The organism is Streptomyces sp. NBC_01261, assembly GCF_036226385.1.
GTDB lineage: Bacteria > Actinomycetota > Actinomycetes > Streptomycetales > Streptomycetaceae > Streptomyces.
On record NZ_CP108463.1, the window covers coordinates 1,169,475 to 1,183,729 of the forward strand.

A 14,255-nucleotide genomic window follows, 5' to 3' on the forward strand; every position below is an offset into this window, starting at 1 on the left:
GTGCGCGCTGATGTGCCGAGCACCATCAGCTTATCGGCGCGGCTCCGCCCGTGCTCCCTGTCGGCGCTCCCGCCGGTTCCAGGACACTGAAACCACCGTGAAACCGAGCTGAATGCGCCCTGCCGCACGCTCTGCGGCATGACGACAACCACCGAGGAACTCGCGATCTCGGCCACCGGGCTGCGCAAGGCCTACGGGGACAAGACAGTCCTCGACGGCATCGACCTGGCCGTCCCGGCCGGTACCGTCTTCTCCCTGCTCGGCCCGAACGGCGCCGGCAAGACCACCGCCGTCAAGATCCTCTCCACCCTCGTCACCGCCGACGCCGGCAACCTGCGCGTCGGCGGCCACGACCTGACCACCGACCCACAGGCCGTACGGGCCACGATCGGCGTCACCGGACAGTTCTCCGCCGTCGACGGCCTGATCACCGGCGAGGAGAACATGCTCCTCATGGCAGACCTGCACCACCTCCCCAAACAGGAAGGCCGCCGTACCGCCACCGAACTCCTGGAACGCTTCGACCTCACCGAAGCCGCCAAGAAAGCCGCCTCCACCTACTCCGGCGGCATGAAGCGCCGCCTCGACCTCGCCATGACCCTGGTCGGCAACCCACACATCATCTTCCTCGACGAACCGACCACCGGCCTCGACCCCCGCAGCCGCCACACCATGTGGCAGATCATCCGCGAACTCGTCGCTGGCGGTACGACCGTCTTCCTCACCACCCAATACCTCGACGAGGCCGACGAACTCGCCGACCACATCGCGGTGTTGAACGACGGCAAGCTCGTCGCCGACGGCAGCGCCGAGGAGTTGAAGCGGCTCGTCCCCGGCGGCCACGTGCGGCTCCGGTTCACCCACCCGGACGCCTACCAGTCCGCCGCGACGGCCCTGCGCGAGGTCACTCGGTTCGACGAGACGCTCTCGCTGCAGATCCCCAGCGGCGGCAGCCAGCGCGAACTGCGCGCCATCCTCGACTGGTTGGACGCCGCCGACATCGAGGCGGACGAGCTGACCGTGCACACCCCCGACCTCGACGACGTGTTCTTCGCCCTGACCGGCGGCGCCAAGGTCGCCGACCAGCCCAGCGTGCCCAACCAGCCCAAGGAGAACGTCCGATGAGCACCCTCTCCCTCGCCGTCCGCGACTCGTCCACGATGCTGCGCCGCAACCTGCTGCACGTACGGCGCTACCCGTCCCTCACCCTGAACCTGCTGCTCACGCCGATCATGCTGTTGCTGCTCTTCGTCTACATCTTCGGCGATGTGCTGAGCACGGGCATCGGCGGCGCGGACCGCTCCGACTACGTCGCGTACCTCGTCCCGGGGATCCTGATGATGACCATCGGCGGCACCGTGATCGGGACCGCGGTGTCCGTCGCCACCGACATGAACGAGGGCATCATCGCCCGCTTCCGGACCATGGCGATCCATCGCGGGTCCGTGCTCGTCGGGCACGTCGTGGGCAGTGTGATCCAGTGCGTCGCCAGCGTGGTCCTCGTCGGCGCGGTCGCCGTGGCCATCGGTTTCCGGTCCACGGACGCCACGGTCCTGGAGTGGCTGGCGGCCTTCGGGCTGCTCGCGCTGTTCTCCCTGGCCCTCACCTGGATCGCGGTCGGGATGGGCATGGTCAGCCCGAGCGCCGAGGCGGCCGCCAACAGCGCCCAGCCGCTGATCCTCCTCCCGCTGATCTCCAGCGCGTTCATCCCGGCCGACACCATGCCGGGCTGGTTCCAGCCGATCGCCGAGTACCAGCCGTTCACCCCGGCCATCGAGACCCTGCGCGGCCTGCTGCTCGGCACCGAGATCGGCAACAACTGGTGGATCGCGCTCGCCTGGTGCGTCGGCCTGACCGTGCTCGGCTACCGCTGGTCCACGGCCGCGTTCAATCGCGACCCGAAGTAGTCGCCATGACAGCGCGGGCCGCCTCCCGCAACTCGTCCCGCCCCAGGGCGGCGTACTCCGACACCGCGTCGGCGTACGCCGCCCGGTCGGCGTTCTCGGCCGCCCGCCGGGCGAGGTCCGCCGACATCGTCGGCTGGAACTCCCGCAGCACGCCGAGCCGTTCGGCCAACGCGATCATCCGTACGGCGCCTTCGTCTCCTTCGCCGGACGCCAGCCCCACCATGCCCAGGGCGTGCAACATCGTCCCGAGCATGGGGAGTTCGTGGGACGAGCCGACCGGTTCGGCGAGCAGTGTCCGCAGCCGCCGGCGCAGCCGGTCGACCAACTCCGCGACCAGCGCGAGCCGTTCGGCACGTGCGTGGGCCGTCACGGCCACCGCCTGGACCATGAACGCCCACGGGTCGAGCCAGGCATCGGCGTCGCGCAGCGCACCGGCCGCGAGCATGCGCTCCACGGCACCGCGCCACAGGCCGAGTCCGACCTCCGTCAGCCCGCGGGCGAGCGCGATCTCGGCGCGCCCGCCGAGGTCGGGCCGGTAGAAGTCGTCCTCCGGCGGGGTGTTGTCGCTCTCCGCCTGCCGCAGCCAGTACTCCGCCTCGTCGGCGTCGCCACGCTGCAGACAGGCGAGGACGAGGAGCGAACGGATACCGACGTAGTCGTGCCCGTCACCGAGCCGCGGCAGCACCGCGAGGGACGCCTTGAGATGCTCGTACGCCTCCTCGCCCCGCCCGGTCCGCAGACACAGCTCGCTCAACCGCGAGTGCACCATGAGCTGCACGGACGGATTGTCAACTCGCGCCAGCCCTACGACAGTTCGGCGGGCGGAGACCAGCGCGCGCTCGATGTCGTGCTCGAACTCCCAGACGTAGCACGCCACGCACTCGGCGATACCGGAGAGCAACGGCCCCTCGCCGCCCTCGCCTTCGCACAGCCTGCGCAGCACGTCGTAGTCGGGCCGCCGTATCTCGGGGATCGCGCTCAGCACGATCGCGGCGGCGCGCATCAACGAGGTCGGCGGGGCCGACGGCAGCCGGCGGAGGGTGACGAGCTGGCGTACGGCACGCGGGCCGACGCCCATGAACACGGTCACGGTGCCCAACACGGCGGCGGTGCGGGCTACTTCGACGTATGCGGGCGCGGGGTAGTAGTGCGACAGCGCCGGTCCGGTGTCCTCGGTGAGGGCGATGAGGCGGGGGTAGTCGGTGCCGGTCGACCACAGACTGGCGAGGACGGCGGTCACGGCAGCGGTCGCGGGATCGTCCGCACGCGCCAGCGCATGCCGCAACGCCGCCACCAGGTTGTCCTGCTCGCCCTTGATCCGCTCCCACGCGGCCTGCGAGTCCGAACCGAAGAGCACATCGTGATGCGCGACCCCGAACTCCCGCGCCCAGACAAGGAATTGCTCTACGGCTGCCTCGTCCTCGCCCGCCTTCGTACGCCGGGCCGCGCTGAACTCCCGTACGGTCTCCAGCATCCGGAACCGCACACCGGCCGGAGTGTCGGCGACGGTGAGCAGCGACTGGTCGGCCAACTGCTCCAGCAGCACCAACGCGTCGTCGCCCAGCACCTGTTCGGCCGCCTCGCCGGAGAAGCCGCCGGGGAAGACGGACAGGGTGCGCAGCGCGGCCCTGGCGTCCTCGGCGAGCAGGTTCCAGCTCCACTCGACGACCGCGTGCAGGGTGCGGTGGCGCTCCGGGACGTCCCGCGCCCCGCCGCGCAGCAGCGCGAACCGGTCGCCGAGGCGACGAGCGATGTCCGGCACCGACAGGACGCGCACCCGCGCAGCCGCCAACTCCACGGCGAGCGGCAGCCCGTCGAGGTGCCGGCACAGCTCGGCCACCGCGTCCGGCGGCAGCTCCACCCCGCTCCGGGCGGCCCGGGCCCGCTGCGTGAACAGCTCGACCGAGACACCGAGACCGAGTTCCGGGAGCGCGTACACCGCCTCCGAGGTGAGGCCGAGCGGGGAGCGGCTGGTGGCGAGTACCCGGAGGTCCTTGGACGACGAGACGAGTGCCTGGACGAGGTCGGCGACGCCCCGGACGATCTGCTCGCAGTTGTCGAGGACCAGCAGCGCGGGCCCGGAGCCGAGCACACCGAGGATGCCTGCCATTGGGTCACCCGAGGCGGGCCCGTTCATGGCACCGGCGCCGAGCGCGGAGGCGACCTCGGCGGCCACGTCGGCGTCCTCGGTGACACCGGCGAGCGGCACGAAGTACACGACGCGCTGCTCGGCCCGCCGGCTGACGGCGTGCGCGAGCCGCGTCTTGCCCAGCCCGCCGGGTCCGACGACGGTGACGGCACGCGAGGAACGAAGCAACCCTTCCACCGCCGCGATGTCCTCGTCCCGGCCGAGCAACGGGTTCGGCTCGTGCGGGACACCATGCCGGGCCACGGGCGCCTCGCCACGCAACAACTCCTGCTGAACGGCCTTGAGTCCGGCCCCCGGGTCGGTGCCAAGGTCGTCGCGCAACTCACGCCGGTACGCCTCGTACCGGGTCAACGCGGCGGACGGCCCCGCCGTCGCGGCCTCCCCCCGCAACAGCTCACCGAGCACCTCCTCATCCCGCGGATGCGCTACGGCGGCCACGGCCAGCGGAGCGGCGGCCTCGGCGTGCCGTCCGAGGCGGGCGAGCGCGAGTGCCTGCGCGCGGACGAGCGCGTCGCGGACGGGGACGCGCTCTGCTCGCAACGCGGCCACGGGGTCGTCGGTGTCGCCGCCCTGGTCGGGGGTGCCTTCCCACAGCGCGAGCCCGGCCTCGGTCTCGGCCAGCGATCCCGCGTGGTCCCCGGCCCTGGCCCGGTCCGCGCTCGCGGCGGCGCGCAGCAGCAGGGCGGAACTGTCGACCTGGTCCTCGGCCAGGGCGAGCCGGTATCCGGTCGGCGTGCTGACGATGAGGTCCGCGCCCAGCTGCGCCCGCGCCCTGGACACGAGTACCTGGAGCGCCTTCCCCGGCCGCTCCGGCAACTCGTCCGGCCACAGGCCTTCCACCAGCCGCTCGGTGCTGCAGCCGGTGCGCAAGTCGCCTACGAGCAACGCGAGGAGACCACGGAGACGGGGCGCGGTGACCTCCTGTCTTCGATAGGCGACACGCGGCAGCAGGGTCAGGTCGATGCTCACCCGTGCAGATTAACCAAGGTCCGGCCACCACTCCCCTACTCGGTACCGGGCTGATCACGTGCGAGGGCGTCAAGATCCCCTCCCAGGCGTGCGAGCGGGGACAGCGCCAGCGCCACCGGGGACAGCACCATGCCCGCGGCCGTCACGAGAAGGCCGGTCCGCAGCCCCCACTCCTGCGCGATGAACCCGCCGAACAGTGAGCCCAGCGGCGTCAGCCCCATACCGGCGAACGTGATCGTCGCGGCCACACGCCCCTGCAACCCATGGGGAGTCACGGCCTGCCGGACGGCCATGACGGTGACGTTCACCAGCTGCCCGGCGACCCCGAACACGAAGTTCACCGCGAGGAGTACGGCAATCGTCGTCGCGGACGACCCCCGGAGCGCGGGCACACACAGGAACGCGCCGTCACCGAGTGCCGCCGCGACCACGATCACCCGGCCGTATCCGAACCGGCCCGGCAGCCGGGCGGCCAGCAGCGCGCCGGCGAGCGCGCCCGGACCGGTCGCCGCGAGCGCCAGGCCCACGGCGGTGCCCGACAGGTGCAGTTCCCGGGGGAGGAAGAGCAGGTAGACGGTCATCGTCGCCGCGAAGAAGAACTGAAAGGCGGTCGCGGCGAGGCAGACGGCCCGCAGCAAGGACTCACCGACGACGAAACGCAGTCCTTCATGGATCCGCCGCCCTACGCGAGGGGGATGCCCCGAACGCTCCGGGACGGACTCGGTACGGCCGATCCGGCGGATCGACAGGAACGACAGCGCGAAGAACCCCGCGCTGGAGGCGACAGCGACCGGCGCCGACAGCAGGGTCACCAACGCACCACCAAGGGCAGGCCCACCGATCTGCGCCGCGGATCTGCTGCCCTCCAACGCGCTGTTGCCGCGCACCAACCGATCGGACGTCACCAGCCGTACAAGAGAGGCCTGGTAGGCCACGTCGAAGAACACGGACAGCACCCCGGCGACGAAGGCCAGCACGAACAGGGCAGGCAGACCGAGCCAGTTGAGCGCTCCGGCCACGGCGGCAACGCCCAGCACCAGGCTGCGTCCGACGTCCGCCACCACCATCACCGTGCGCGTCCGCCATCCGTCCACCCAGGCGCCGACGAGGAGCGAGAGCAGCAGGATCGGCGCCTGTTCCACCGCACGCAGGACACCCAACTGCCCGGCACCGACGTCGAGCGTCAGGACGGCGAAGAGCGGTAGGACCACCAGGCTTGACTGTTCGCCGAGTTGGGAGACCGTCTGCCCCAACCAGAGCCACCGGAAGTCATTGTTCGAAGTGGACGGCACAGGAACCCTTTGAGTTGCCGGCAACGAGACCCGCGACCGGGCGCGCGAAGGACGCGCCCACGGTTCGAGCGGGGAGGGAAAGGCTCGCTGTGCCGCAGCGACTTCAAGGGCGGCACGCGATGACGGGCCGATCTCGGCCTATGCCGTCAACGCGCGCCCGGACGACCGGGCATCTCTGGGCTCCAACGTCTCGGCGGTCACCGGCGGTTCGGACCGTAACTCTTCGAGGGGCTCTCGCGAAAGACGGCCTCCGTCATTGCCGTAGCCCAGCGTGCGCACGAACCCTGGGTGCGCACGCGAGGGGAATTCACTAAGGCTGCTTTATAAAGTAGCCTTAGTACATGAACGACGACGACCTGGACCCGAACGCGGTCGCCTCGGCCCTCCTCGCGAGCATCGCCGTGCTGGTGCGGCGGGCCCGACAGGTGCCGGTCGAGGGCGGGCTCACGATGCCCGAGCGGAGCGCCCTGTCGCGGCTGGACCGCGCGGGCCCCACGACCTCCTCGGCGCTGGCCCGGGAGGCGCAGATCACCGCGCAGGCCATGGGGGCGACACTCAACGAGCTGCGGACCCGTGGCCTGGTCGAGCGCCGCCCGGATCCGGACGACGGCCGGCGCGCGGTGCTGACGGTGACCGACGCGGGCCGGCAGGCGCTGCGGAACAAGCGCAACGCGCGGGCCGAACTCATCGCCCAAGCCCTGACCGGCGGCGCGTTCACCCCGCCGGAGCTGGAGCAACTCGCCGCGGCAGCACCGCTGTTGGAGCGACTGGCCCAGCACATCTGACGTCGACGGAGCCACGAGGAAGCAGACTGATGACGACGGATCCTCCCACGACACGGGCCCCGCGCCGCCCGGCCGCCGACGACCGGTACAAGTGGACGGCGCTGACGAACACCACCGCCGCGGTCTTCATGTCCGCGCTGGACGGCTCCATCGTGCTGATCGCCCTGCCGACGATCTTCCGGGGCATCCACCTCGACCCGCTCGCGCCGGGCAACATCGCGTATCTGCTGTGGATGATCATGGGATACCGGCTGGTCCAGGCCGTGCTGGTGGTCACGGTGGGGCGGCTCGGCGACATGTACGGCCGGGTCCGGATCTACAACTCCGGGTTCGCCGTCTTCACCTTCGCCTCGGTCCTGCTCTCCTTCGACCCCTTCGACGGCGGTCACGGAGCGATGTGGCTGATCGGCTGGCGGGTGTTGCAGGCCGTCGGCGGCTCGATGCTGACCGCGAACTCGGCAGCGATCCTGACCGATGCGTTCCCCGAGGAACAGCGCGGCTTCGCCCTCGGCATCAACCAAGTCGCCGCCCTGGGTGGGATGTTCATCGGCCTGGTAGCCGGCGGTCTGCTGTCGGCCTGGGACTGGCGGGCCGTGTTCTGGGTGAACGTGCCCATCGGCGTCTTCTTCACCGTGTGGGCCTACCGCACCCTGCGCGAGACCGCCAAACACGACGGCGGCCGCATCGACTGGTGGGGCAACATCACCTTCGCCGTGGGCCTCAGCGCCACCCTGATCGCCATCACCTTCGGCCTCCAGCCCTACGGCGGCCACACCATGGGCTGGACCAACCCGCTGGTCGACGTCCTGACAGCCGGCGGACTGCTCCTCCTGGCGGCCTTCGTCGTGATCGAGAACCGCACCTCGGCGCCGATGATCCAGCTCAGCCTCTTCCGCCAACGGGCTTTCACCTTCGGCAACTTGGCGGGCCTGGCCATCTCGATCGGCCGGGGCGGAATGCAGTTCGTGCTGATCATCTGGCTCCAGGGCATCTGGCTCCCGCTGCACGGCTACGACTACGCCGACACCCCGCTGTGGGCCGGCATCTTCATGCTGCCGCTGACCGCGGGCTTCCTCGCCGCGGGACCGGTCTCCGGATATCTGTCGGACCGGCTCGGTTCCCGGGGGCTGGCCACCGGCGGTGCGGCGCTGTTCGGCGCCACCTTCCTGGGCCTGATGTGTCTGCCGATCGACTTCAGTTACTGGATCTTCGCGGTGCTGATCGCGCTCAACGGGATCGCCAGCGGGATGTTCGCCTCCCCCAACTCCTCCTCGATCATGGGCAGTGTGCCCGCCCGGTTGCGCGGTGTCGCCTCCGGCATGCGCGCCACCTTCCAGAACTCCGGCACCGCCGTCTCCATCGGCGTGTTCTTCTCCCTGATGATCGCGGGGCTGGCCAGGAGCCTCCCGCACACCCTCACCACGGGACTGCAACAGCAGGGCGTACCGGCCCACTTGGCCGCACAGGTCGGCGGGCTGCCCCCGGTCTCGTCCCTGTTCGCGGCGCAGCTGGGCGTCAACCCGATCCAGCATCTGCTCCAGCCCAGCGGAGTCCTGACCCATCTGACGGCGGCGCAGCAACACACCCTGACCGGCAGCGAGTTCTTCCCGAGCCTGATATCCGGGCCCTTCCACTCCGGCCTGGTCATCGTGTTCGCCTTCGGCGCCACCCTCGCCTTCCTCGCCGCGATCGCCTCCCTGCTGCGCGGCGCCGGCACCGGCCCCACGGCCAGGACCCCGGGCGCGCGCGAATCCGCCACCGGCGAGGCCCTCGCACGACCGGAGAGGTAAGCCGGCGGCCAAGCCCGCCCCTCCCCATCTCCACGCACCCGGACGACACCCACAGGAGAAGCAACTCCCATGCCACTGACCACAATCGACCCCGGGGCCGCGCTCGTCGTGGTCGACCTGCAGAAGGGCATCGTCTCGGCCCTCACCGACGCCCCGGTCACGGCCGCCGTCAAGCAGGCGACCCACCTGGCCACCGAGTTCCGGCGCCACGGCCTCCCCGTGATCCTGGTCAACGTCACCGGCCGCGCGCCGGGACGTACCGACACCGGACGGGCCGCCAACGCGGCGGTGCCGCCCGCCGGTTGGGCCGACCTCATCGACGAACTCGACGTACAGCCGACCGACCACCTGGTCACCAAGCGACGGCGCAGCGCGTTCCACGACACCGGACTCGACACGCTCCTACGGGACTTGGGCGTCAGCCAGGTCGTACTCACCGGCATCGCGACCAGTGCGGGCGTCGAGTCGACGGCACGCTCCGCCTCCGACCTCGGCTACCACGTCGTCCTGGCCACCGACGCCATGGGCGATCCCGATCCCGAGTCCCACCGCCACAGCGTCGAGCGCGTCTTCCCCAAGCTGGGCGAGACCGCGACCACCGCCGAGATCGTCGACATGGTGGAGGCGACGCGATGACCCTGCTCGGCCGACTCCTGAAGAACCGCAGAGCAGGCGAGACCCACACCGCGTGGAACCTGCCCAACCTCCAAGGCACCGACCAACTGACCCTCACCAGCCAGGACTTCGGCGCCGGTGCCACCATGCCGCTGAAGAGCTGCGCGAAGCAGATCGGCGGCGCCGACCTGTCCCCTCACCTGACCTGGACCCCGCTCCCGCCCGGCACCGCCCAACTCCTCCTGGTCGTAGAGGACATCGACGTCCCCTTGCCCAAGCCCGCCGTGCACTGCCTCGCGCTGATCGACCCGTCGGCAGCCGAACACCTGGAACCCGGCGCCCTGTCCGCACGGCAGCCCGGCCCCGGGGTGCGGATCCTCCGCTCCACGATCGGACGGGGCTACCACGGCCCCGCGCCCATCAAAGGCCACGGCCCACACCGCTACGTCTTCGAGCTGTTCGCCCTCTCAACTCCCGTGGACAGCGCGGCCACCACGACACCGATCGACCGGGCCCGCCCCCGCACCTTCCTGTCCACCGTCACCACGCCCGTCCTCGGCCGGGGCCGCCTGACCGGCGTCTACGAACGCTGACCCGCGAATCCGGACAGCTCTACCTCACGAGTGCGGTGGCACTTCGGTACGCCGCGGCAGCGGCGTCCCGCACCGGCAGCGCACGATGTGCGTCGGACAGGATCTCCACACCCCAGGGGCCGCGGAAACCTGCCGTGCGCAGCGCGGCGATGATCCCCGGCAGGTCGAACGAGCCCTCTCCGCACAGGCGTCGGCGATGCACGGTGTCCTCGAAGAGCGTGCCGACGACGTCACGGTCGGCGTCGTTGAGCTCCACGCCCACGATCCGTGACCCGGGGACGTCCGCCAGGTCGGCCGGTGGGGTGTGGGCACGCTCGACGTGCCAGGCGTCGATGATGAGACCGCCCGCCGGGTGGCCGGCGGCCTCGACGAGCCGTAGTCCGTCGTGCACGGTCCTGAGGTTGGACCAGGGCAGCGGCTCGACCCCGAGCCGGGCGCCCACCCCGTCGGCCTGGGCCGCCAGCACGGCGAACTCCTCGGCCCAGACGTCGAGTTGCCAGGGTTCGTCCGCCGCGTCGGGGCCGATCTTGAAGGTACGGGCGCCGAGCGCCTCGACGGCCCGCAGCATTCCGGCGCGGAGGGTGTCCGACGCGGCCCGCCGGGGTCCGTCGGCCCACCAGTCGGTCAGCAGCTCCAGCTCGACGTGGCGGATCCCGTTGTCCTCGAAGAGGGACCGGATCCCGGCGATCCCGTACGCGCGCTCGGCCTCCACCAGGTCCGCGTACAACAGCCCGAAGGCGGTGAATCCGGCGTCCCGTGCCGCCTCCACCCGTTCCCGCAGGTCGAGCGGACTGCGCTGGTCCTTCCGGTCGGGAGCGGCGTCCCCTGCCGTGGTCCAACAAGTGGCCAGGAACGCGTCAGCGGTCACTTCTGATCCCCGGATTCCTCAAGTACCGCGCCAAACCGTCAGCCATCAGGCACCAGGCCCGTATACGACTACTACTGCGCGACGCCGCGCAGCACCGAACGCAGGTGCTCGGCGCTGGCCCACACGTCCTCGACCGGGCCCTTCGTCGTGGGCTCCTCGGTGAGGATGGTGTCCTGTTCGAGGACGTACCAGCCGTCGTAGCCGCGGGCGCTGAGGTGGGTGACGATCGCCTCGACATCCACGTCGCCCGCGCCGAGCGGGCGGTACATGCCCTTGCGTACGGCGTCGGTGTAACTGAGCTGTCCGTCCTGGACCTTGGCGGCGAGGGAGGCGTCCACGTCCTTCATGTGCGTGTGGGCGATGCGCTCGGGCGCCTGGCGGGTGAGTTCGGCCGGGTCGGTGCCGCCGATGAGCAGGTGGCCGGTGTCGAGGCAGAGCGAGATCGCCGAGTGCTCCAGGACGCGCCGGACCTCGTCGCCGTTCTCGATCATCGTGCCGACGTGCGGGTGCAGGACGGCGCGGACACCGCGTTCGGCGGCCAGCGAGGCCAGCCGGTCGAGGTTGGACAGCAGCAACTTCCAGCCGTCGGCGTCGAGTTCGGGCCGCGAGTCGTAGCCGTCCTGGCCGGTGACTGCCGACAGGACGAGCACCTCCGCCTTCGAGGCGTCGTAGCCCTGAAGGAGCTGTTCGGCCTCGGGCAGCGGGTCGTGTCCGGGCACGTGCAGCAGCAGCGGGGTGAAGCCGCCGACGGCGTGCAGGTCGTGGTCGGCGAGCGTGCGGGCCATGGCGTCCGGTGCGCTGGGCAGGAAGCCCTCGGGGCCGAACTCGGTGGCGGCCAGGCCGACTTCACGCATCTCGTTCAGTACCCGCTCGGGCGTCAACTGGTAGCCCCAGCCGGGTACTTCGCACACACCCCAGGAGATGGGAGCGCCGGCGATCCTGTTCAGGGGGGACGTGGTCATGCTGTGGCCTTTCCGAGCTTCCGGTGGGGGTGGGCGACCGCGGCCGGCGACGTGACGTCCGGGGTCCGTCTCTCCGCCGCCGACGCTTCGTGCCATCGGCGTACGGCGAGCAGTTCCACAGGCGCCATCGCCTTCTCCCTCAACCTCAAGAGACCACCAAGGCTGAAGCGGTACCGATCAGCCGACGGCCAGGCCGTTCACACGGGCGCAACGCTAGACCGGGTACGGGGCAACATTGAAGGGGTGGAATCCATCATTAACCCGTCATCGCATACATCTTTTTTCCATCATCCGTGCCGCCGACGGTACATTCGCCCGGGATTGCCGACCGTTCACGGCGAAAGGGGTGCGGGCTCATGACAGATCGCGGGGTTCCGTCTCGGGTGGTGGCCGCTGAGCGCATCGCCTCGGAGCTGGGCTTCGAGCTGAGCTGCATCCCCGAGGTGGGCAGACTGCTCAAGGTGGCCACGGCCTCGAAACCCCACGGAGTCGTCGCGGAGAGCGGCACCGGTTCGGGTGTGGGCACGGCCTGGCTGCACAGCGGACTCGGCACCGATGCCCGTCTGATCACAGTAGAACGAGACGAGGAATCGGCCCGCCGCGCGGCCGGTCTCTTCGCGGACGACGATCGCGTCGACGTCCTCACCGGGGACTGGCGGCTGCTGGAGCGGCACGCCCCCTTCGACGTCTTCTTCTGCGACGGCGGGGGCAAGCGCGACGACCCCGAGCGAGTCGTCTCGCTGCTCGCCCCCGGAGGCATCCTCGTCCTGGACGACTTCACCCCGTCGCCCCACTGGCCGCCACGGTTCGGCGACGAAGTGGACGAGCTACGCCTGTTCTACCTGACCCATCCAGCGCTCGACGCCACCGAAGTACTCACAACACCGGCCAGTTCAGCGGTCGTTGCCGCCCGCCGCCGCTGACGCCTCACCGGGGCGGCTGCTCCAGGAACAGCGCGAGTCCGGTGAGGAGCCGGTCGACGTCCTCGACGCTGGTATAGGGCGCGAGCCCGATACGCAGGCCACCGGAGTCGCCGAGACCGAGCCGCCGGGAGGCCTCGATGGCGTAGAAGGAGCCGGAGGGCGCGTACACGCCACGTTCCGCCAGGAAACGGGAGGCGTCCTGCGTGCCCTGCGCACCGAAGGCTTCGTCCAGGGTCAGGAGCACAGTCGGCGTCCGGTCGGCCGCCTTCGAGTGGACGGTGATCCCGTCCAGCGCGGCAAGCCCCTGATCGATACGCGTACGCAGAGTCTCCTCGTGCTGATGGAGCGCGGCGAGGCTCCCTGTGAGCCGCTCACGACGACTGCCGGCGGCGCCCGTGTCGAGACGGGCGAGGACGTCAACCGCGGTACTCGTCCCGGCAAGCAACTCGTAGGGCAGAGTGCCGAGTTCGAAGCGTTCCGGAACCGCGTTCGAGGACGGCAGGAGCTTGTCCGGCCGCAGGGTTTCCAGCAGTTCGGGCCGGGCGGCGAGGACGCCGTGGTGCGGGCCGAGGAACTTGTACGGCGAGCACACGAAGAAGTCGGCGCCGAGTTCGCCGATGTCGACCCGGGCGTGCGCGGTGTAGTGAACGCCGTCGACATGAACCAGGGCGCCCACCTCGTGGGCGAGCCGCGACATCTCGGCGATCGCGGGCCGGGTGCCGATCAGGTTGGAGGCGGCGGTGACGGCGACCAGCCGGGTGCGCTCGGACAGAACGGCGCGGAGGTGGTCCAGGGTGAGTTCGCCGGTCGCGGGATCGAAGTCCGCCCAGCGAACAACGGCGCCGACCCGCTCGGCGGCCTGGATCCAGGGCCGGATGTTGGCGTCGTGGTCGAGCCGGGTGACGACGACCTCGTCTCCGGGCGACCAGCTCGCGGCAAGGGTGCGGGAGAAGTCGTAGGTGAGCTGGGTGGCACTACGCCCGAAGACGATCCCCGAGGCCTCCGCCCCCAGCAGATCGGCCATGGCCTCGCGCGCCCCGGTGACGATCGCGTCGGCGTTGCGCTCCCCCGCGGTCACCTGACCTCGGTTCGAAAGCGGGTTCGCCAGCGCCTCCGCAATGGCCTCGATGACCGGCCGCGGCGTCTGCGTACCCCCGGGACCGTCGAAGTGGGCAGGTCCCCCGCTCAGGGCGGGGAACAGAGCACGCAGGGCAGTGATGTCGTAGGCCACGGAAGTGAGCTCCTGTCGATGCCGTGTACGGGCCTCGGGGCCCCGGGTATGCACGACGATCATCGGACATCGACGGAGTTAGGGGCAGTCCCCTTCCACCGCGCGAGCGCACCCCTCGCGAACCAGCGCAGCTAGGTCTTCGGAGGCCCGGGGCAGCGCCGATATGCGGCT

12 protein-coding genes are annotated in these 14,255 nt (G+C 70.6%); 7 read left to right on the forward strand and 5 right to left on the reverse strand.

Annotated elements, in window-relative coordinates; translation table 11 throughout:
- The first annotated feature begins 138 nt into the window (after positions 1-138).
- Together OG226_RS05110 and OG226_RS05115 are read left to right on the forward strand one after the other, a co-directional pair.
- Entirely contained in the window at positions 139-1,125 is a 987-nt protein-coding gene (locus OG226_RS05110) for an ATP-binding cassette domain-containing protein (protein ID WP_329348075.1), read from the forward strand.
- Complete coding sequence (locus OG226_RS05115; protein WP_318020960.1) at positions 1,122-1,907, forward strand: ABC transporter permease; 786 nt, start codon at positions 1,122-1,124, stop codon at positions 1,905-1,907. Before OG226_RS05110 ends, OG226_RS05115 begins: the two co-directional genes overlap by 4 nt.
- On the opposite strand, the gene OG226_RS05120 is transcribed toward OG226_RS05115, so the two are convergent.
- Positions 1,888-5,025, reverse strand: coding sequence for an ATP-binding protein (locus OG226_RS05120; protein ID WP_329348076.1), 3,138 nt, complete (start codon positions 5,023-5,025; stop codon positions 1,888-1,890). The genes OG226_RS05115 and OG226_RS05120 overlap by 20 nt on opposite strands.
- Before the next feature lie 35 nt (positions 5,026-5,060).
- Positions 5,061-6,317, reverse strand: coding sequence for an MFS transporter (locus OG226_RS05125; protein ID WP_329348078.1), 1,257 nt, complete (start codon positions 6,315-6,317; stop codon positions 5,061-5,063).
- Positions 6,318-6,658: 341 nt separating this feature from the next.
- On the opposite strand from OG226_RS05125, the gene OG226_RS05130 reads away from it, so the two are divergent.
- The 4 genes from OG226_RS05130 (at position 6,659) to OG226_RS05145 (ending at position 10,100) form a co-directional block, all read left to right on the forward strand.
- Positions 6,659-7,102 carry a MarR family winged helix-turn-helix transcriptional regulator gene (locus tag OG226_RS05130; RefSeq protein WP_329348080.1) on the forward strand — a complete coding sequence of 148 codons (444 nt, stop codon included), beginning with the start codon at positions 6,659-6,661 and terminating at the stop codon, positions 7,100-7,102.
- Between the two features lie 29 nt (positions 7,103-7,131).
- Positions 7,132-8,892, forward strand: a complete 1,761-nt coding sequence (locus tag OG226_RS05135) for an MFS transporter (RefSeq protein WP_329348081.1) — start codon at positions 7,132-7,134, stop codon at positions 8,890-8,892.
- A 69-nt stretch (positions 8,893-8,961) separates the two neighbouring features.
- Entirely contained in the window at positions 8,962-9,528 is a 567-nt protein-coding gene (locus tag OG226_RS05140) for a cysteine hydrolase family protein (protein ID WP_329348083.1), read from the forward strand.
- Positions 9,525-10,100 carry a YbhB/YbcL family Raf kinase inhibitor-like protein gene (locus tag OG226_RS05145; protein WP_329348084.1) on the forward strand — a complete coding sequence of 192 codons (576 nt, stop codon included), beginning with the start codon at positions 9,525-9,527 and terminating at the stop codon, positions 10,098-10,100. Before OG226_RS05140 ends, OG226_RS05145 begins: the two co-directional genes overlap by 4 nt.
- 19 nt (positions 10,101-10,119) lie before the next feature.
- Here OG226_RS05145 and OG226_RS05150 read toward each other — a convergent pair whose 3' ends face one another.
- On the reverse strand, positions 10,120-10,968 hold the full coding sequence (locus OG226_RS05150) for a sugar phosphate isomerase/epimerase family protein (protein WP_329348086.1): 849 nt from the start codon (positions 10,966-10,968) through the stop codon (positions 10,120-10,122).
- A 71-nt stretch (positions 10,969-11,039) separates the two neighbouring features.
- Complete coding sequence (locus OG226_RS05155; protein WP_328675459.1) at positions 11,040-11,930, reverse strand: sugar phosphate isomerase/epimerase family protein; 891 nt, start codon at positions 11,928-11,930, stop codon at positions 11,040-11,042.
- 356 nt (positions 11,931-12,286) lie between these two features.
- On the opposite strand from OG226_RS05155, the gene OG226_RS05160 reads away from it, so the two are divergent.
- Positions 12,287-12,853: an O-methyltransferase gene (locus tag OG226_RS05160; RefSeq protein WP_328675461.1), complete on the forward strand. Its 567-nt coding sequence runs from the start codon at positions 12,287-12,289 to the stop codon at positions 12,851-12,853.
- Positions 12,854-12,857: 4 nt separating this feature from the next.
- On the opposite strand, the gene OG226_RS05165 is transcribed toward OG226_RS05160, so the two are convergent.
- Positions 12,858-14,084 (reverse strand): cysteine desulfurase-like protein, encoded by a 1,227-nt coding sequence (locus tag OG226_RS05165; protein WP_329348088.1) that lies wholly within the window; start codon positions 14,082-14,084, stop codon positions 12,858-12,860.
- Positions 14,085-14,255: the final 171 nt, after the last annotated feature.

Coding starts and splice junctions, on each gene's coding strand:
- OG226_RS05110 (WP_329348075.1), top strand. CDS start 139: ATGACGACAACCACCGAGGAACTCGCGATCTCGGCCACCGGGCTGCGC.
- OG226_RS05115 (WP_318020960.1), top strand. CDS start 1,122: ATGAGCACCCTCTCCCTCGCCGTCCGCGACTCGTCCACGATGCTGCGC.
- OG226_RS05130 (WP_329348080.1), top strand. CDS start 6,659: ATGAACGACGACGACCTGGACCCGAACGCGGTCGCCTCGGCCCTCCTC.
- OG226_RS05135 (WP_329348081.1), top strand. CDS start 7,132: ATGACGACGGATCCTCCCACGACACGGGCCCCGCGCCGCCCGGCCGCC.
- OG226_RS05140 (WP_329348083.1), top strand. CDS start 8,962: ATGCCACTGACCACAATCGACCCCGGGGCCGCGCTCGTCGTGGTCGAC.
- OG226_RS05145 (WP_329348084.1), top strand. CDS start 9,525: ATGACCCTGCTCGGCCGACTCCTGAAGAACCGCAGAGCAGGCGAGACC.
- OG226_RS05155 (WP_328675459.1), bottom strand. CDS start 11,930: ATGACCACGTCCCCCCTGAACAGGATCGCCGGCGCTCCCATCTCCTGG.
- OG226_RS05160 (WP_328675461.1), top strand. CDS start 12,287: ATGACAGATCGCGGGGTTCCGTCTCGGGTGGTGGCCGCTGAGCGCATC.